At 62.4% G+C, this 17,715-nt stretch carries 21 protein-coding genes; 13 read left to right on the forward strand and 8 right to left on the reverse strand.

Features of this window, described 5'->3' with window-relative positions:
• The first annotated feature begins 78 nt into the window (after window positions 1–78).
• Window positions 79–975, forward strand: coding sequence for a mechanosensitive ion channel family protein (locus tag RA25_RS15865; RefSeq protein ID WP_039173703.1), 897 nt, complete (start codon window positions 79–81; stop codon window positions 973–975).
• A 27-nt stretch (window positions 976–1,002) separates the two neighbouring features.
• On the opposite strand, the gene sfsA is transcribed toward RA25_RS15865, so the two are convergent.
• The gene (sfsA, locus tag RA25_RS15870; protein WP_039173705.1) at window positions 1,003–1,698 is read right to left on the reverse strand and encodes a DNA/RNA nuclease SfsA; all 696 of its coding nucleotides are present in this window, start codon (window positions 1,696–1,698) and stop codon (window positions 1,003–1,005) included.
• Window positions 1,699–1,736: 38 nt separating this feature from the next.
• Entirely contained in the window at window positions 1,737–2,492 is a 756-nt protein-coding gene (locus RA25_RS15875; protein WP_039173707.1) for an SDR family NAD(P)-dependent oxidoreductase, read from the reverse strand.
• A 97-nt stretch (window positions 2,493–2,589) separates the two neighbouring features.
• Between RA25_RS15875 and RA25_RS15880 the strand changes: the two genes are divergently transcribed.
• The 5 genes from RA25_RS15880 to RA25_RS15900 all read left to right on the forward strand — a co-directional run bounded on the left by RA25_RS15880 (window position 2,590) and on the right by RA25_RS15900 (window position 6,136).
• Entirely contained in the window at window positions 2,590–3,126 is a 537-nt protein-coding gene (locus tag RA25_RS15880) for a TetR/AcrR family transcriptional regulator (RefSeq protein WP_039173942.1), read from the forward strand.
• Between the two features lie 64 nt (window positions 3,127–3,190).
• Window positions 3,191–3,922 (forward strand): competence/damage-inducible protein A, encoded by a 732-nt coding sequence (locus RA25_RS15885; RefSeq protein ID WP_019297287.1) that lies wholly within the window; start codon window positions 3,191–3,193, stop codon window positions 3,920–3,922.
• Window positions 3,919–4,644 carry a GNAT family N-acetyltransferase gene (locus tag RA25_RS15890; protein WP_039173709.1) on the forward strand — a complete coding sequence of 242 codons (726 nt, stop codon included), beginning with the start codon at window positions 3,919–3,921 and terminating at the stop codon, window positions 4,642–4,644. The genes RA25_RS15885 and RA25_RS15890 overlap by 4 nt, the downstream gene beginning before the upstream one ends.
• Before the next feature lie 5 nt (window positions 4,645–4,649).
• The gene (locus tag RA25_RS15895; RefSeq protein WP_039173711.1) at window positions 4,650–5,222 is read left to right on the forward strand and encodes a peroxidase-related enzyme; all 573 of its coding nucleotides are present in this window, start codon (window positions 4,650–4,652) and stop codon (window positions 5,220–5,222) included.
• Window positions 5,213–6,136 (forward strand): OmpA family protein, encoded by a 924-nt coding sequence (locus RA25_RS15900; protein ID WP_052254274.1) that lies wholly within the window; start codon window positions 5,213–5,215, stop codon window positions 6,134–6,136. The genes RA25_RS15895 and RA25_RS15900 overlap by 10 nt, the downstream gene beginning before the upstream one ends.
• A gap of 147 nt (window positions 6,137–6,283) precedes the next feature.
• On the opposite strand, the gene RA25_RS15905 is transcribed toward RA25_RS15900, so the two are convergent.
• Entirely contained in the window at window positions 6,284–7,207 is a 924-nt protein-coding gene (locus RA25_RS15905; protein WP_039173712.1) for a GlxA family transcriptional regulator, read from the reverse strand.
• Window positions 7,208–7,302: 95 nt separating this feature from the next.
• On the opposite strand from RA25_RS15905, the gene RA25_RS15910 reads away from it, so the two are divergent.
• Window positions 7,303–8,094: a class II aldolase/adducin family protein gene (locus RA25_RS15910; protein ID WP_019297282.1), complete on the forward strand. Its 792-nt coding sequence runs from the start codon at window positions 7,303–7,305 to the stop codon at window positions 8,092–8,094.
• A 286-nt stretch (window positions 8,095–8,380) separates the two neighbouring features.
• Here the strand turns inward: RA25_RS15910 and RA25_RS15915 are convergent, their stop codons facing one another.
• Together RA25_RS15915 and RA25_RS15920 are read right to left on the reverse strand one after the other, a co-directional pair.
• Window positions 8,381–9,292, reverse strand: a complete 912-nt coding sequence (locus tag RA25_RS15915) for a LysR family transcriptional regulator (protein ID WP_019297281.1) — start codon at window positions 9,290–9,292, stop codon at window positions 8,381–8,383.
• Window positions 9,293–9,455: 163 nt separating this feature from the next.
• Complete coding sequence (locus RA25_RS15920; protein WP_241477427.1) at window positions 9,456–10,367, reverse strand: AEC family transporter; 912 nt, start codon at window positions 10,365–10,367, stop codon at window positions 9,456–9,458.
• 196 nt (window positions 10,368–10,563) lie between these two features.
• On the opposite strand from RA25_RS15920, the gene RA25_RS15925 reads away from it, so the two are divergent.
• The 3 genes from RA25_RS15925 (at window position 10,564) to RA25_RS15935 (ending at window position 11,760) form a co-directional block, all read left to right on the forward strand.
• A complete protein-coding gene (locus RA25_RS15925; RefSeq protein WP_039149569.1) occupies window positions 10,564–11,007 on the forward strand; it encodes a DUF4399 domain-containing protein in 444 nt (147 codons plus the stop codon).
• Window positions 11,008–11,083: 76 nt separating this feature from the next.
• Window positions 11,084–11,419, forward strand: a complete 336-nt coding sequence (locus RA25_RS15930; protein WP_039149566.1) for an NIPSNAP family protein — start codon at window positions 11,084–11,086, stop codon at window positions 11,417–11,419.
• On the forward strand, window positions 11,416–11,760 hold the full coding sequence (locus RA25_RS15935) for an antibiotic biosynthesis monooxygenase family protein (RefSeq protein WP_039173718.1): 345 nt from the start codon (window positions 11,416–11,418) through the stop codon (window positions 11,758–11,760). The genes RA25_RS15930 and RA25_RS15935 overlap by 4 nt, the downstream gene beginning before the upstream one ends.
• A 136-nt stretch (window positions 11,761–11,896) precedes the next feature.
• On the opposite strand, the gene RA25_RS15940 is transcribed toward RA25_RS15935, so the two are convergent.
• Window positions 11,897–13,924, reverse strand: a complete 2,028-nt coding sequence (locus RA25_RS15940; RefSeq protein WP_039149563.1) for an NADPH-dependent 2,4-dienoyl-CoA reductase — start codon at window positions 13,922–13,924, stop codon at window positions 11,897–11,899.
• A gap of 138 nt (window positions 13,925–14,062) precedes the next feature.
• Between RA25_RS15940 and RA25_RS15945 the strand changes: the two genes are divergently transcribed.
• Both RA25_RS15945 and RA25_RS15950 read left to right on the forward strand, forming a co-directional pair.
• Entirely contained in the window at window positions 14,063–14,545 is a 483-nt protein-coding gene (locus RA25_RS15945; protein WP_019297275.1) for an RNA pyrophosphohydrolase, read from the forward strand.
• 136 nt (window positions 14,546–14,681) lie between these two features.
• A complete protein-coding gene (locus tag RA25_RS15950) occupies window positions 14,682–15,140 on the forward strand; it encodes a hypothetical protein (RefSeq protein WP_241477428.1) in 459 nt (152 codons plus the stop codon).
• A 6-nt stretch (window positions 15,141–15,146) separates the two neighbouring features.
• Here RA25_RS15950 and RA25_RS15955 read toward each other — a convergent pair whose 3' ends face one another.
• Window positions 15,147–16,016 (reverse strand): EamA family transporter, encoded by an 870-nt coding sequence (locus RA25_RS15955; RefSeq protein ID WP_039173720.1) that lies wholly within the window; start codon window positions 16,014–16,016, stop codon window positions 15,147–15,149.
• Between the two features lie 75 nt (window positions 16,017–16,091).
• On the opposite strand from RA25_RS15955, the gene RA25_RS15960 reads away from it, so the two are divergent.
• Window positions 16,092–16,577, forward strand: a complete 486-nt coding sequence (locus RA25_RS15960; RefSeq protein ID WP_019297272.1) for a MarR family winged helix-turn-helix transcriptional regulator — start codon at window positions 16,092–16,094, stop codon at window positions 16,575–16,577.
• 132 nt (window positions 16,578–16,709) lie between these two features.
• On the opposite strand, the gene RA25_RS15965 is transcribed toward RA25_RS15960, so the two are convergent.
• Window positions 16,710–17,702, reverse strand: a complete 993-nt coding sequence (locus RA25_RS15965; RefSeq protein ID WP_039149559.1) for an adenosine kinase — start codon at window positions 17,700–17,702, stop codon at window positions 16,710–16,712.
• Window positions 17,703–17,715: the final 13 nt, after the last annotated feature.

Consider the following 17,715-nt stretch of genomic DNA (forward strand, 5'->3'; position numbering starts at 1 on the left):
GGGGTGCGGGAACTTTTTCAGCAGCTATGCGTTTTCTCAGTTGAACCTTTACTTGGACAACGAGGGGAATGCAGCAGAATGGACAGCGTCAATAGCCTTATGCAAACTGAAATTTACGACGGGAAGTCGCTGGCGGATCTGGTCACGCTGGAATTTCTGGCGCAGGCTTTGGGCAGTGTGGTGGCAGCAGTGGTCATTTTGCTGGCCGGCTTCATCGTTGCGGGCTGGGTCAAGCGGCGGATCGTGCAGCTGGGTGACAGCAATGCCAAGCTGGATGTGACTTTGTTCCATTTCCTGGGCAACCTGGCCCGCTACGTCATCCTTGCCTTTGCCGTGCTGTTTGTTCTGAACACCTTCGGCGTCAAGACCACGTCCATCGTTGCAGCGATCGGTGCGGCTGGCCTTGCAATCGGTCTGGCCATGCAGGGCGCACTGTCCAATGTGGCGGCCGGCGTCATGATCATCCTTTTCCGCCCGTTCAAACTGGGTGATTTCATCGAAGTGGACGGCGAAATGGGCACGGTGCATGAAATCACTCTGAACAACACCGTGATTGCCAGCCTGTCCAACCTCAAGGTGATCATTCCCAATTCGGAAGTCTGGGGTAACACGATCACCAATTACTCGTCCTTCGACACACGCCGGGCTGAATGGGTTTTTGGCGTTGGCTACGGGGCGAACCTGGCAACCGCCGAAAAGGCAATCAGGGATGCCATCATGGGTGACAGCCGGTCGCACAACGATCCTGAGCCCTTCATCCAGGTGAATGCACTGAACAGCAGTTCGGTCGACTTTCTGGTGCGGGTCTGGGTCGATGCAGAGGAATACTTCCAGTACCAGGCCGACATGAAACGCAAGGTGAAGGAAGCACTGGATGCGGCTGGAGTCGACATTCCGTTCCCGACAAGGACCATCGTTCAGGCCGAAGCGGAACAGGAAGGCGGGAACGCGAAGCAAGTGGATCAGGCAGCCTGAGCGACCGCCCGGTCCGGGCCGTTACTCTCATGAGAGCGGTCCGGCGACCTCAACACCCTGCGGGGTAATCCGGGTACCCAGAACCAGCTTCTCCACCCCGGCGGCATAGGCACTGGCAAAGGCATCTGCGTAGGCAGGGTCGATATCGGCGGCCAGCTGGAAGCGTTCGCAGTCGGTGCGCTGCACCAGGTAGAGCATAACCGCCCGGTGGCCCTGTTCCACCATGTTTGCCAGCTCCCCCAGATGCTTGGTGCCGCGGGCGGTTACGCTATCGGGAAACTCAGCAAGGCCGGGCTGGCGCGACAAGGTCACGCTTTTCACCTCGACATAGCAGTCGGGCAGGCCGTCCTGTTGCAGCAGGAAATCGATGCGGCTGTTTGCGCCGTATTTCACCTCGGCTCGCACAGTCTTGTAAGCGGCGAGCTCCGCAACCTCCCCAGCCTCCAGCGCCGCCCGCAGGGCGCGGTTGGGAACCGAGGTGTCGACGCCGGTGAAATGGCCGTCTGCGTGTTCCACCAGCCGCCAGCCGTATTTCAGCTTCTTCTTCGGATCGTCGTTGGGCTCCAGCCAGACCTTCATGCCCGGATCCGCCAGCCCCATCATGCTGCCGGGGTTGGCGCAATGGGCGGTGATTTCCTGCCCGTCTACCAGCCGGCAATCGGCGAGGAAGCGTTTGTAGCGGCGGATCAGGGTGGCGGGGATCAGGGGCTGGGCAAAGTTCATGCCAGATGACTATCCCAGCCCCGCCCGGCGGCAAAGCCCTAGTTGCGGCCGGCCATGACGCCGCCGTCGACATCCCAGATGGCGCCGGTCACCCATGCAGTCTGATTTGACAGCAGGTGCACCACGGTTGCGGCTATGTCAGCCGGGCGGCCAACGCGTCCAATCGGGTGGAAGGTGTCAAAGCCGCTGGTCAGTGCGTCCTCGATCTGTGCGGGGGGTATGAATGCGCCGTAGATCGGAGTGACCACCACCGCAGGGGCCACCGCGTTCACCCGGATGCCATGGTCTGCCAGCTCCATCGCCAGGTGCTGAGTCAGGGCGTGCAAGCCCGCCTTGGCCATGGAGTAGGCTGAGCTGGGGGTCGCCTTGATCGCTTGTTTTGCCCACATCGAGCCGATGTTGACAATGGCGCCGCCGCCGTTGCGTGACATGTTGGTTGCGGCGGCTTGTGTCAGAAAGAAGGTGGCGCGGTTCAGGCCCATGTAACGGTCATAATCTTCGGGGCCATGCTCCAAAAATGGTTTTGGGGCAAAGACACCGGCGGCGTTGACCAGTTTGCTGATATGGTTGCTGCCGGCCTTAAGCTCGTCTGCCAGCGTCTGAACGGCTGCGAAGTCCATCAGATCAACTTTCCGGACTTCTGCGAGGGAGCCAAGTTCTGCTTTGGCAGCTTCTAACTTGGCAGCAGACGAACCCAAGAGGGTGACATGATGTCCCGCCTCTACCAGCTGGCGGGCAGTTTCCAGACCCATTCCCGACGATCCGCCGATGATCAATGCGGTCTCAGTACTCATTGTGATTCTCCTATCTATCAGTAGGTAGATAGATGTGAGTTGTGCTCCATTCCGTCAAGACCTATCTGTAGGTAGGTAGATGAGCGAGGGGTTGAGCATGGCAAAGCCGGACACAGCGGAACGCATCCTGGACATTGCGGAGAAGGCCGCGCGCACAGGTGGCTACAACGCCTTCAGCTTCCGTGAAATCGCTGCGGAAATCGGTATCAAATCAGCCTCTGTCCACTATCATTTTCCAACCAAGGATGCCTTGGGGGAGGCTCTGGCTGAACGCTATTCTGACAATTTTTTCATAGCCTTGGGTGATCCCCAGGGGGCGGAGCCTGCGGAGTTGCTCAAGCGCTATGTTGCAGCGTATGGCACGGCTCTGAAACAGGACGGGCTGATGTGCCTGTGCGGTGTTTTCGGGGCCGAGATTGCCGATTTGCCGCGGCCGGTCGCAAGCGCGACCCGGGCATTTTTCGCCCGCAACCTGGAATGGCTGCGGCAGGTCTACCAGCGACAAGGGTTGCAGCGGGATGTAGCGGACCGGGCTGCGGCACATATGATTGCCACGCTGGAAGGCGCGATGATTCTGGCCCGTGCCATGGAGGATGCGGCGCTGTTCGACGCTGCGGTTGCGAGGCTTTCCTAGTCGCTTTGGCCCTTGTGCCGCTCTGCTGGCGGAGTATTTTTGCACTCAGCCAAGGGAGATGCTCATGCCTGCAACGCCGAACCCAACTGCCGCCATGCTGGTTATCGGCGATGAGATCCTGTCCGGCCGCACCCGCGATGCCAATATGCATTACCTGGCGGGAGAGCTGACCAAACATGGCATCGATCTGAAGGAAGTGCGGGTGGTGAGCGACGATGAGGCGGCGATCATTGCCGCGGTCCGGGCGCTGTCGCGCGCTTTTGACCATGTGTTCACCAGCGGCGGTATCGGGCCGACCCATGATGACATTACCGCCGATTGCATTGCCAAGGCGTTTGAAGCGCATCTGGATGTGCGCGACGATGCCCGCGCGATCCTGCAGGCGCATTACGATACCCAAGGGCTGGAGATGAACGCGGCGCGGCTGCGGATGGCCCGCATTCCGGACGGTGCGGTGCTGATTGACAACCCTGTCTCGGCGGCGCCCGGGTTCACCATCGGCAATGTGCATGTGATGGCCGGTGTGCCGATGATCTTTCAGGCAATGGTGGCAAGCGTGATGCCGACCCTGACCGGCGGCCGACCGATGCTGTCGCAGACCTTGCGAGTGCTGCGGGGAGAGGGCGAAATCGCGGCTCCGCTGCGCTCTCTGGCAGAGGCCTATAGCGATCTATCGGTGGGCTGCTACCCGTTCCAGAAGGACGGCGCGTTCGGCGCCAATGTCGTGATCCGCGGCACTGACGGCGCACGTGTCGATGCGGCGATGACCGAACTGGCAAAGGAGCTGGAGCAGTGACCACCGATCCCCGTTACTATGGCGTGACCGAGGCGACATGGCCGTCGGCATCGCTGCGCGAACTTGGGCCTGTCACCCTGCGCGAAGGGCAGGGCGGCGGCAGCCGTGTGTCGGCAACGACGGTGAACGGTGCAGCGTCTGACGTGGAGATTGCAGCGGCTGAGGACGCGATGCGCGCTATGGGTCAGGACTGCCTGTTCATGATCCGCGATGGTGAGACGGAGCTGGACGCGCAACTGGAGGCGCGCGGCTATGCGGTGAAGGATCCGGTTAACCTGTGGGCCTGCCCGGCGGAGCGCTTGACGGATATCCCCGTGCCGCGTGTTACCGCCTTTTGCGTCTGGGAACCGCTGGCGATCCAGCGCGAGATTTGGGAGCAGGGCGGCATTGGGCCGGAGCGGCTGGCGGTGATGCAGCGGGTGCGAGGTCCGAAAACCGGGCTGCTGGGCCGCCACAAGGACAAACCGGCGGGCGCAGGGTTCGTAGCCATTCACGACGGGGTGGCGATGGTTCACGCGCTGGAAATACTGCCGCATCAGCGCCGGGCTGGCATGGGCGCCTGGATGATGCGCCAAGCTGCGTTCTGGGCATTGGAGAACGGCGCTGGCGAATTGGCGGTGCTCTGTACGAAACGTAACGAGGGTGCAAACGGGCTTTACGCTTCCCTCGGCATGGACTGTGTTGGACAGTACCACTACCGGATTTTGCAACAAGGCGATTGACCGCGATGAGTGACCAGACCCAGCCCACAGCCCTCGACCTGCCGATAGTGGACCCGCTGCCGCCGGAAACGCAGAAGTACTTTGACATCTGCGTCGAGAAACTGGGCTTTGTGCCGAATGTGCTGAAGGCAAATGCCTTTGATATCGCCAAGCTCAACGCCTTCACCGCCATGTACAACGATTTGATGCTGGCGGACAGCGGCCTGAGCAAGCTGGAGCGGGAGATGATTGCGGTGGTGGTCTCTGCGATCAACCGCTGCTTCTATTGCCTAGTGGCCCATGGCGCTGCCGTGCGGCAGTTGTCCGGCGATCCGCAGCTGGGCGAGATGCTGGTGATGAACTACCGGGTGGCGCCGCTGGATGCGCGCCAGCGGGCGATGCTGGATTTTGCGGCCAGGATGACGACGGCGAGCGCGGAGATCGAGGAGGCGGACCGCCAGACCCTGCGGGATGCGGGATTTAGCGACCGGGATATCTGGGATATCGCCAATGTCGCGGGCTTTTTCAACATGTCGAACCGGGTGGCCAGTGCTACCGCGATGGCGCCCAATTCGGAATATCACAGCCAGTGCCGTTAAGACGTCTGATTGCAGCGGCGGCAGCAGCGTTCCTGCCCGGAATTCTGAATGCGGCGGAACTCACCTTGCCCGCTGATGCGACTGCCATTTCTGAACGGGCGACTGCGCTTGGCGTCTATCAGCTGCCCATTGGCCCGGAAGACGCGGACAAGGTGCCTTCGGAGCGGTTCGAGGGGCAGATTACCCGCCGGACCTGGCGTGTGGAAGGCAGCGGCACGGTGCTGCAGATCCTGGCGCCGCTGCGGGAGCAGCTGGTGGAGCAGGGTTATGAAGTGCGGCTAGACTGCGCGGCGCGTGATTGCGGCGGTTTTGGCTTCCGGTTCGGGATCGAAGTGGTGCCAACGCCGGATATGATGGTGGATATTTCCCGTTTTCACTTCCTGTCGGCCGCCAAGGGAAGAGAAGCGGTTTCTGTTCTCGTGTCGCGGGCAGGCGGTGCGGCCTTTGTTCAAATGATTAGTGTGCGGCCGCCGGACGCAGTGCCAGTCCTGTCGAAACCCGTGGTCCAAGCGCCGGCGGAGCCGGATCCGGTGCGGCCGGTAGAATTGGCCAAGGTGCTGGAAGTGCGCGGCCATGCGGTGCTGACCGATCTGGTATTCGAGAGCGGTTCTACCCGTCTGCGCGAGGGGCAGTATGGCAGCCTGAAGGAATTGGCTGGCTATCTGGCCGCGAATCCGCAGCATCGGCTGCTGCTGGTGGGCCATACTGACTCGGTGGGCTCGCTGGCGCAAAACACCCGCATTTCCGAACGCCGGGCGCAGTCTGTGAAAGAGCGGCTGGTTGAGGCCTATGAGGCTGATGGAGCGCGCATTGACGTGGCTGGTGCCGGATATCTGGCCCCCATCGCCAGCAATCTGGTCCCGGAGGGCCGAGAGGCCAACCGGCGGGTGGAGGCTGTCCTTCTCGCCAATTGAGCGCCGGTACCCTGAACGCTGCTATTCACTCCCGCCCCCGCAGGTGTCTTAGTGATTGCAAGCCTTCTTGGAGGGGGCAGGCTTGGCGCAGATTTTCTGCACCGGCGGCTGGCAAAACGGTTGCAATGAGGATTGTCCAGGTGGGCCTCAGCAGCGGCGCATACCGCGCGGGCTGCGCTGGTACATGGCCTTGAACTGGCGCGAGAACCCCGGCAGCGAGACAAACCCCGTCGCCAGAGCCACTTCTGTGACTGGCATTGCGGTGCTTAGAAGCAGCTCGCGCGCCCGCTGCAGGCGAATCTGAAGATAGGCCTGTTGCGGTGTCATGCCCAGCCCGCGTTTGCAGCGCAGGCGCATCGCTTTCAGGCTGAGCCCGAGCCGCCCTGCAATCTCAGTCAATGCCAAAGGAGCTTGCAGATTTTCCAGCATTATCTGATGCATCTGCCCCAGAACCGGGTCGGCTGAAGGCTGCAGCCGCTGGCGCACATCCGGGGGGCGGATAGAGCCATGGGCCATGTCTTCGGCGGTCGACGCCGCCAGCCCTTCCGGGCCTGTGGCCGAGATCCAGGCAAGCATTGCGTCGCCGGTAGCGGTTCCGCCCACGGCGCTCAGCCTGCGGCGGCCGTAGCAGTAAATACGGTCGCTGACCTCGATTTCGGGCCAGCGCTCGCGGAACCCCGCTTCGGCCTCGTGGTGCAGCACCGCCTCATGGCCGTCCAGATAGCCCAGCTGGGCCAGTACAACGGTGCCGGTATCGATGCCGCCCAGCACGGCGCCGGCGCGCGCGGCCCGTGCCAGATAGGCACGCAGCCCCTGCGGCAGGTGGCGCAACGGATCGTAGCCGGCGCAAAGCAGCACAAGATCGGGCGTATCGCCGAGGTCCCATCCACTGCGGTCCGGCGCGGCCAGCCGTCCGCTAGAGGCTGGCACCGGTGTCTGAGTGGCGCTGAGCGTCTCCCATGTGTATAGTCGGCGGCCGGCATTCTTGTTGGCAATGCGCAGAGTTTCGGAGGCCAGCACATAGGCCAGCATCTGGAACTCTGGAAACAGGATGAAGCTCACTTTCGGCATTTCAGGAGGTTATATGCAAGTATCAGGCGTTTCCATGCAAATCGGGTGAAGTCCAGGCCGCTAGGGTTCTTGCAGTCACAGGAAAGGAAACGCCAATGACCGTTATGACCCCGACCCCGTTGCAGGGCCGTCCGGCCAATTGCTCGGATGCCGAATGGGAGGCCCGTTGCGAGCTGGCTGCGATTTACAATGCGCTGGTGAAATACCGGCTGACGGATCAGACCAATCAGTGGCACGCGATCCGGGTGCCCGGCGAGGACGCGCTGATCACTCACCATTACGGCTGGATGCATGAGGAGGTGACCGCCTCCAATCTGATCAAGGTCGGCTTTGACCGGAAAAACCATAATCCTGAAAATGGCGAGCCGAACCCCTCGGCCACAGAGATCGGCAAGCTGTTTTTTGAGGCAGAGCCGGAAAAGAACTGCATCATGCACATCCACACCAAGGCGATTATGGGTGTGTCGGCGCAGAGGGATGGCGTCGGCCCTTACAGCCAGGCCTATCTGATGATCGGTGGCGGCGATGTGCTGGGATACACCGACTATGAATTCGAATGCACTGATGATTTCCTGGCCGGGCTGCTGGATGCGGGCCGCGGCAAGAAGGCCGTGGTCGAGGCATGGCACGGTGCCTTTGTGTTCGGGGGGACGGCAGGGGAGGCGTTTTTCCGGTCCTTTTACCTGGATCAGGCCTGTGCGGTTCAGCTGGAGGTGCAGCAGGCGGCAGCCTGCCCCGGGGTTGAGATCCGCACCATTCCGGAAAGCGAGCAGAAGCGCCACCTGAGTGACATGGCGGCCAGCGACTGGTACGGTTATGAGGGAGAATTGGAATGGCATGCCATCCGGCGCCGCCTGGATGCGGAGGCGCCGCATTACAAAGGCTGAACGGGCCGACGGGCTGCAGTCCGGAGATTCCCGGGCCTTGGCCACGACATCAGAGATGCCTCAGCAAGCCTTCGGTCCGGCGCCGTGCTGGAGTCCGGCGTGCGACGCGCAGCGGCGCTGGACCCAACGGGAGCAGATCAATCTTTGATTGATCCGGGAAGGGCGGGAGCCTGCCTGATTGATCCTGCCAGGCCGACCTGAGGTGCAGGTCTTAAAAAAGCCCCCGCGAGTGGCGCGGGGGCAGGTCTTCGAGGGATGTCTTGTTCCGGTTTTCCTTAGAACCGGTTCAGGTTTTCCATTCGGACGGGTCGCGGTCGGCAAAGGCTGCCACCAGGAAATCGATGAAGGCCCGCACCTTGGGCTGGGTGAATTTACCGGGCGGGTAGACCGCGTAGATACCCTGGGTCTCAACCGGCAGGCTGGGCATCACGTCCTCAACCAGCCCTTCTTCCAGCGCCTCGGAGTAAAGGTAGCTGGGCAGATAGGCGATGCCGAGGCCGGAGATGGCGGCATTCAGCAGCGATTGCCCATCATTCACCGACAGCCAGCCGGAAGTGCGTACCTGACGCTTTTCACCAGACGGGGCGGTGATCTTCCAGACATTGCCGCTGGACTGGCTGGAGTAGTGCAGCAGTTTGTGGTTGTTAAGCTCGTCGATCTTCTGCGGGCGGCCGTATTTTTCCAGGTATTCCGGCGAGGCAATCATCCGCTTGGTGGTCTCTGTCAGCTTGCGGGCCCGCAGAGAGCTGTCCTCCAGCTCGCCGATCCGCACGGCCATGTCGAAGCCTTCGGAAATCAGCTCCACATAGCGGTTGTTTAGAACCATGTTGACAGTGATATCCGGGAAGTCGCGCAGGAAATCCGACAGCACCGGCGACAGGTGGTTGACGCCGAAGTCGGTGGCAACGGAAATCCGCAGCAAACCGGAGGGGGCCGATTGCATCGAGGTGACAAGCGCATCCGCCTCGCCTGCATCGTTGAGAACCCGGCGGGCACGGTCATAATAGGCAAGGCCGATCTCGGTCGGCGACACCCGGCGCGTGGTGCGGTTCAGCAGGCGCGCGCCGAGACGGGCTTCCAGGCTGGAGACATGTTTGGAGACGGCCGATTTGGAAATCCCCATTTTCCGTGCCGCATCGGTGAAGCCGCCTTGGTCCACCACATTGGCAAAGGCCTCCATTTCCATCAGTCGGTCCATATTCACCCATCCTCGTAAAGCCGTGTTGCCCCGAAGCTGACGGGGAAATCGGGCAAGATCGGGGCGGAGGTGGGATAATTGCGAGGTTTCGCCGGGATCGTTTGCGCTGTGGAAACGGCTGCCCTTGGCCGGCGGGCGGCGAAGGCTGAGGGTTAATGAAACCTTAAAGGGCAAGCCTGATCGTCAGAATCCATAGCGGCAGGGTCACCGCACTGAGCAAGGTGGATTGCGCAATAAGTGTGGCAGCCAGTGTGCGGTCAGCACCAAAGGCCGAGGCCAGCACATGCGCCGCTGATGCGGTGGGCAGGGCAGCAAACAGCACCAGCACGGCGGCAAAGCCGGGATCGCTGCCCAGCAGCAGGCAAGCCGCCAGGACAATGGCGGGCACCAGCACCAGACGCACCAGGCAGAGATAGCCGTTGAACAGGTCGAGCCGCGCCAGCGCCCGCCAATTCATGGTGGCGCCGATGGACAGAAGCGCAATCGGGATCGCTGCATGGGCCAGCATCTCGGCTGGGGCCAGGATCGGTGCAGGAATCTTGTAACCCGAAAGTCCCACAGAAACACCTGCAACGGAGGCCAGCAGAAAGGGATTGAGTGCGATTTTCACTGCCGTCTCGCGCAACGAAAGGCTGCCGCCGCGTGACAGCGCGCAGACAGCCATTACATTGGCCACTGGCACGGCCATGCCGATGGCAACCGCCATCTGGCCGGTCAGTTCCGTGCCGATCGAAGGCAGGGCGACAAAGGCAATGGCCGTATTGAAACGCCAGGCAGTTTGCCAGGCGCCTGCAAAGTCGAGGAATTTTTCCGGCCCGGCCCTGCGCGCCAGAAGACCAAAGGCGAGTGCCAGGGCGAGGATGCTCCAGACTGCGGGCCCGATCCGGCCGAGGTCTGCAATGGCAATGGGGCGGCCACTGGCGGCAAAGAACAGCAGCGCTGGAAACAGTACCTCGAAGTTCAACTTGTCCAGGCCTTGCCAAGCTTGCGCTGACAGCCGCCTGCGAACCAGCCCGCCAAGAGCCACCATCAGGAAGCTGGGGGTCAGGCCCATCAGGATAACTGCAAATACCACGTATGCCCTCGTCTTGCGGTTCAGGTGTGACACTGCCGCCCTCGGTTAACGCGGGCAAGAGGAATGGGGGCCGGCACAGTGGGCTTCTGTGAAGATGACGCAAAATTGTGCGTTTGCTGCGGCCGAAGGGTTTGCTGCTGCTTGCCGGACGCCTAGCTTTACTTTGTTTGTTGAACAAATTGCTGGAGGACCCGCTATGAAAGTTTTGCTTGCCGCCACTGCCGCCGCCCTGTGCCTGGCTGCTCCGCTTGGGGCTCAGGAGCGCACGCCGTCGCACCCGGATGCCAAGGTCTATTTTGTCAACCTGAAGGATGGCGATACTGTCACGTCTCCGGTGACTGTGGTCTTTGGCCTTTCGGCGATGGGGGTTGCCCCGGCGGGTACGGAGAAGGAGCACACCGGCCATCACCATCTGCTGATTGACCGCCCAGCAATCGGCGAGGGTGAAGACGGCGCGGATGAGCTGCTGTACGGATTGCCTGCGGATGAGCACCATGTGCATTTTGGCGGCGGGCAAACCGAGACATCAATTGAGCTGCCTCCGGGCCGCCACACCCTTCAGCTGGTGCTGGGCGACGCCAGCCATGTGCCGCACGAATCGCCTGTGGTGTCTGAAGTAATCACCATCAACGTCGAGTGACAGTTCGGTCTGCGGCGAAGCATTTGCTGGCTGGCGCAAGCTAGGCAGGAGGCCTTGAACCAACGAAGGGCCTCTCATGCTGACCTGCATTATCCGTTATCACATTGATCCCGCCAAAAAGGCGCAGTTCGAACAATACGCCCGCAATTGGGGCCAGGCGATCCCACGTTGCGGGGCTGAACTGATCGGCTACTATGCGCCGCATGAAGGCTCCTCGACCCTGGCCTACGGAATCTACAACGTGGACAGCCTGGCGGCGTATGAGGCCTACCGGACGCGGCTGGCGGCAGACCCCTTGGGGCGCGAAAATTACGAGTTCGCCCAGAAGGAGCGGTTCCTGCTGCGCGAGGACCGGACATGGCTCAAGCTGGCTTCGTCGCCGCATGGGAACGGAGGAGGGGAGCGCAGATGATTGCCGTTATTTTTGAGGTGGAGATCGCCGCAGGGCGGAAGGATGCCTATCTGGAAATTGCAGCGGAGCTGCGGGGGCTGCTTGAGGAGATGGAGGGGTTTATCTCCGTTGAGCGGTTTCAAAGCCTGAGCGCACCGGACAAGCTGTTGTCGTTGTCCTTTTGGCAGGATGAGGCGGCGGTGCAGCGCTGGCGTCATCTGGCGAAGCACCGCGTGGCACAAGGTAAGGGCCGGGCTGGAATCTTTGCCGACTACAGGCTGAGGGTTGCTGGGGTGATCCGGGATTATGGCATGATGGCGCGGCATGAGGCCCCGGCAGACAGTATTGCGGCCCACGGCTGAGCGCTTTGCGGGCCCGGCGCCTGAAGGGCGCGCGGGGACACTGCAGCCCGGCTTCGGCGCCTTGAAAGTGTGCCGGGTCCAACAGCGGGCTGGGCCTGACTAGTCCGGCTGCCGCAGGCGGGAGGCCTATGTCTTCTCAAAGGCTGGCGGCCAGCCGGGTGCCCTGATTGATGGCACGCTTGGCATCCAGTTCCGCGGCCACATCTGCACCGCCGATCACATGGGCGGTGATACCGCGTTCCGCAAGCTGATCTGCCAGCGACCGCTCAGAGACCTGGCCCGCGCAGAGCACGATGGTGTCCGCCGGGATCAACCGCGGGTTTTCGCGAGCCTCACCAAAGCTCACATGCAGGCCTTCCGCGTCGATGCACTCGTAATTGACGCCACCGACGAATTCCACCTCCTTCATCTTGAGCGTTGCCCGGTGGATCCAGCCGGTGGTCTTGCCCAGCCGCTTGCCGTGGCGTTCGGCCTTGCGCTGCAGCAGGGTAACCTGCCGGGCAGGGGCGGCGGGCTGCGGGCCTTCGGGGGCAAGGCCCGCGCGGTGCTCTGCCGGGTCGGCGACGCCCCATTCCTTCATCCAGGCGGGCAGATCGGTGGTGGGGCTGTGGCCCTCTTCCAGCAGGTATTCGGAGACGTCAAAGCCGATGCCGCCGGCACCGACCACGGCGACCCGCTGACCCACCGGTTTCTTGTGGCGCAGCACGTCGATGTAGCTGAGCACATTGTCCTGGTCCTGGCCGGGAATGGCGGGATCGCGCGGGGTGACGCCGGTGGCAATCACCACCTCGTCGAAGGCGGTCAAATCCTCTGCTGCAACTTCGCGACCCAGCTCCAGGGTTACACCGGCGTCTGCAACCATGGTCCGGTACCAGTCGACCAGCCCCCAGAATTCCTCTTTGCCCGGCACCTGTTTGGCCATGTTGAGCTGGCCGCCAATTTCATCGGCACGGTCAAACAGCGTCACTTGGTGGCCACGCTGGGCAGCCGTGAGGGCAGTGGCAAGGCCCGCCGGACCGGCGCCGACGATGGCGACAGTCTTGGAAGTTGAGGCAGGTTCGATCACCAGTTCGGTTTCGTGGCAGGCGCGCGGGTTGACCAGACAGGTGGTGAGCTTGCCGCTGAAGGTATGGTCGAGACAAGCCTGGTTGCAGGCGATGCAGGGGGCAATTTGGTCCGCCTGTCCTGCTTCGGCCTTGGCGACGAAATCCGCGTCTGCCAGCATCGGCCGGGCCATCGACACCATGTCGGCGCAGCCGTCGGAGAGCACCTGCTCGGCCACTTCAGGCGTGTTGATGCGGTTGGAGGTGATCACCGGGATGCCGACCTTGCCCATCAGCTTCTTGGTCACCCAGGCAAAAGCCGCGCGGGGAACCGAGGTAGCGATGGTGGGAATGCGTGCCTCGTGCCAGCCGATGCCGGTGTTGAGAATTGTGGCGCCGGCCTTCTCTATCTCCTGCGCCAGCTGCACCACCTCCTCGTGGGTGGAGCCATTGGGCACCAGGTCGATCATCGACAGGCGGTAGATGATGATGAAATCGCGGCCCACGGCCTCGCGCGTGCGGCGCACCACCTCAATCGGCAGCCGCATCCGGTTTTCATAGGAACCGCCCCAGCGGTCGGAGCGCTTGTTGGTGTGGGTGACTAGGAACTGGTTGAGGAAGTAACCCTCGCTGCCCATGATCTCGACGCCGTCATAGCCTGCCTCCTGTGCCAGCCGGGCGGCGTTCACGATGTCGGCAATCTGCTTTTCGATGCCGTCCTCTTCCAGTTCATGCGGGGGGAAGGGGGAGATCGGCGATTTCACCGGGCTGGGGGCCACGCATTTGGGGCCGTAGGCATAGCGCCCTGCGTGCAGGATCTGCATGGCGATCCGGCCGCCGGCCTCATGCACACGGTCGGTCACCACGCGGTGGTTTTCGACGTCTTTGGGTGAGGTCATCATCGAGGCGCCCGGCAGCACCGAGCCCTCCAGGTTCGGGCCGATCCCGCCAGTCACCATCAGCGCCACGCCGCCGCGGGCGCGCGCGGCATAGAATTCAGCAACGCGGTTCCAGTCGCCGGTTTCCTCCAGCCCCGTGTGCATCGAGCCCATCAGCACCCGGTTCTTCAGCGTGGTAAAGCCCAGATCCAGCGGGGCAAGCAGGTTGGGGTACGCAGTCATCTTGAAACTCTCCCTGGCAATTGGCCCTAGGATCAAGGGCGCGGGCCGCCTTGTCACGGCCAAACGCCGCGTCACCCCCTTGCGTGCCCCGGCGGCAAGCGGTCTAAGGTTGAGAAAACCCATGTTGAGGAGAGCCTGATGACGCCGGAAGAGATTGCCAAGCTGCCCTACCGCCCCAACGTCGGAGTGATGCTGATCAATGCCGAGGGCGCGGTGTTCGTCGGCCAGCGCAAGGACCGCTACAAGGATGCCTGGCAGATGCCGCAGGGCGGGATTGACGCGGGCGAGGACCCGCGGATTGCGGCGCTGCGCGAGCTGGAGGAAGAAACCGGTGTGGCGCCTGATCTGGTAGAGATCATCGCCGAAAGCAACGGCTGGCTGCCCTATGACCTGCCGCATGATGTGGTGCCCAGCTTCTGGGGCGGTAAATACCGCGGGCAGGAGCAGAAATGGTATCTGATGCGATTTCTCGGCACGGATGATCAGGTCAATATCGAGACGGATGATCCGGAGTTCTCGGCCTGGTGCTGGCAGCCGGTGGAGAGCCTTGTGGAGAAGATCGTGCCGTTCAAGCGCGAGGTCTATGCGCGGGTGGTGGCAGAGTTCCGGGAGTATCTGTGAGATGTGGATTTCAGAAGGGCTGCTGAATGTTTTCGCCCGGCTGATAGGCCGGGCAGCGCCCGTCCCGCTCCCCACGGGGCGGGCGCTTCGCTTCCTCCCCGGCGGAACGGGCGCTGCCCTATCCGTGAGCTTCCTGATGTTTTTGTCCGGCCCTGCTTTTGCACTCAGTTGCCTGCCTTGGGGCCCTGCCGACGCCTATCTGCAAGCTGCGAACTCGGACAGTGTCTATAACGTCATTGCTGGCGAACTGAAGTTTGACGAGAGCCTCTTGCCGCAGTCCCATTCGGACAATCCGAACAATAGCCCGCCGCTGACCCGCATTCCTGCGCAGCTGTCGGGCAAGCTGCTGGAGGGTAAGTACTTCTCCAGCCGGGTCACTGTGCCTGCGATGATTGAAGTGGAATGCTTGGGTCCTTGGTGTGGCGGGCTGAAATCCGGTGCAGACTATGTGGTCTTTGCTGAACAGCGCGGTCAGGAGCTGGTGGTCCGGGCCAGCGCCTGCGGCGGGTTTGCGTTTGACGACACCTCCAAAGTGCGGCGGCAGGTGCTGGATTGCCACCGCGGCAAGGCCTGTGAACCGGCCGCGCCGCGGTGATGCAAGTTATTCAGCCGCAGTTGCGGGGCGCCGGGACCGCAGCCGCGCTTGGCCGAGCCAAAGGCTGAACAGGGCCAGAGTGGCGCCCAGCATCTGGTTGGGCGTCAGGGTTTCCCCCAGCAGCAGCCAGCCCAGGATCACGGCAGACAGCGGGCTCAGGACGCCGAGCAGTGAGACTTGCGAAGGGTCGATCCGGGCGAGGCTGCGGAACCACAGGATATAAGTCAGCGCACCGCCGATGAGGCTCATGTAGGCAAGGCCCAGGATATTGGCAGCCGTGAAGACCGGCATCTCCGGCACCATCCACAGCGCAAGAGGCACCAGCAGCAGCCCGCCTGCGGTCAGCTGCCAGGCGGTGAAGGTGAGCGGCGGCACCGGCGGTTGCCACTTCCGGGTCAGAACAACGCCGGCGGCCATCGACAAGGCGCCGCCGAGACCGGCCAGGACACCCAGCGTGTCCAGCTTGGCGGCCGGGGTCAGCACCAGCAAGGCAACACCTGCCATGCTCAGAAGCGCGGCGGCAACGGCAGCAGGGCGGATCTGCGTCTGCAGCAGCAAGGCGGACAGGAACACCACGATCAGCGGCTGCACGGCGCCCAGCGTCGCGGCGACCCCGCCGGGCAGGCGGTAGGCGGAGAGGAACAACAGCACCCAGAACAGCGAGAAATTCAGCGCTCCAAGCACCATCAGCCGCGGCAGCCAGCTGAGCGGCGGCAACTGGCGCACCAGCAGCAGCAGCAGCAGGCCCGCGGGCAGCGCCCTGAGAAGCGCCACCACCAGCGGTGAGTGGCCGGGCAGAAAAGTTGTCGTCACAATGTAGCTGCTGCCCCAGATGGCAGGGGCCAGCGCTGTCAGCAGAAGGGTCCGGATCGGCATGTGTTTCTCCTTATCTTGATATCGAGATAATGGATTTTATCTTGACGTCAAGATGTAAGTGCCTACACCGGTGGCATGGACCATGTAGATTTTATTACCCAGCAATGGGGGCAGGAGCGGCCGGACCTGGATGTGACGGCTATGGGCATCATTGGCCGGGTCGCGCGGCTGTATCTGGCCTATCAGCGTGAGATGCATAAAACCTTCGCGGAGTTCGGGCTGAATGCGGCCAAGTTCGACGTGCTGGCCACCTTGCGCCGGTCGGGTGCGCCTTACACGCTGTCACCAGGCGATCTGCTGAAGGCGACAATGGTGGCGTCCGGCACTATGACCAACCGCATCGACCGGCTGGAGGCAGACGGGCTGGTCAAGCGCGAGGTGAACCCGGAGGACAGCCGCAGTTTTCTGGTTGGGCTGACAGAAGAAGGCTTTGCCCTGATCGACCGGGCCGTCACAGCCCATGTTGAGACCCAGACACGGTTGCTGAGCGCAATGAGCGGGCAGGACGTTGAGACCTTCAAAGTGCTTTTGAGCAAGGCGCAGCTGTCGGCTGACAGCTGAGGCTGGAACCGGTAGGCCCGTGTGCCTGCCGCAGGCAGGCTGCGCGGGGCGGCAAAGCCGCGCCGCGCTACGCCCAAGGGCCGAAAATGCACCGCGAGGTGCAGTTCCGGCGGGCGGGAGTGTCCGGCGGGATTAAACCAGCCCGGCTTCTTCCAGCAGGTGCCGCACGTTGGTTTCAGGGCGCGGGCCGATATGGCGGATGACTTCGCCCGCACAGATGCAGCCCATTCGAGCGCAGACTTCCATGCTGCGGCCGGTGGCGAGACCGAACAGGAAACCGGCAGCGAACTGGTCGCCTGCACCAGTCGCGTCAACCGGTGTGATCGTTTCGACCGGCACGTCGACACGCACGCCGTCATTCAACACAGTCACACCGTCGCCAGAACGGGTGCAAACCACCAGCGCGCAGATCGCGGCGGTCCTGGCCATTGCTTCTTCCAGGTCGCTGGTTTCGAACAGGGCGCAGATTTCGTCCTGGTTTCCGATCACGAAATCCAGCTCGTTGCTGATCAGGTTCAGGAAGTCGGCCCGGTGGCGCTCGACGCAGAACGGGTCGGAGATCGAAATGCCAACTTTGCCGCCGCCCTCACGGCAGTCGCGGGCCGCTTCCAGAAAGGCGGTCTTGCCCTTGTCCTTGTCGAACAGATAGCCTTCCAGGAACATGATCTGGGCGTTGCCGGCCACGTCCTGGGGCACGTCGTCGGAACTCAGTTCCGACGAAATGCCAAGGTAGGTGTTCATTGAACGCTCACCGTCCGGCGAGACAAAGATCATCGACCGCGAGGTCGGCATCTCGCCGTCCGCTACCGGCGCATTCACAAAGCTGACGCCCTCGTTGTTCATTGCATCGGCGTAGAATTTTCCAAGCGCGTCGTCACGGACGCGGCCGATGAAGGCTGACTGCAGCCCCAGCGCGCCGGCGCCGGCGATGGTATTGGCGACCGAGCCGCCAGGGGTTAGAACCCGGTTGCCCATTGCCGCATAAAGCTCTTCGCAGCGGTCGCGCTCGATCAGCTGCATGATGCCTTTTTCAATGCCTTGTTCAGCCAGGAAGCTGTCCTCGCATTGCGCAATCACATCCACCACGGCATTGCCAATGCCGACGAGCTGGTAGGTCTTGGTCATGGTCCCTCCTCGG

Source organism: Leisingera sp. ANG-S5 (assembly GCF_000813925.1).
GTDB lineage: Bacteria > Pseudomonadota > Alphaproteobacteria > Rhodobacterales > Rhodobacteraceae > Leisingera.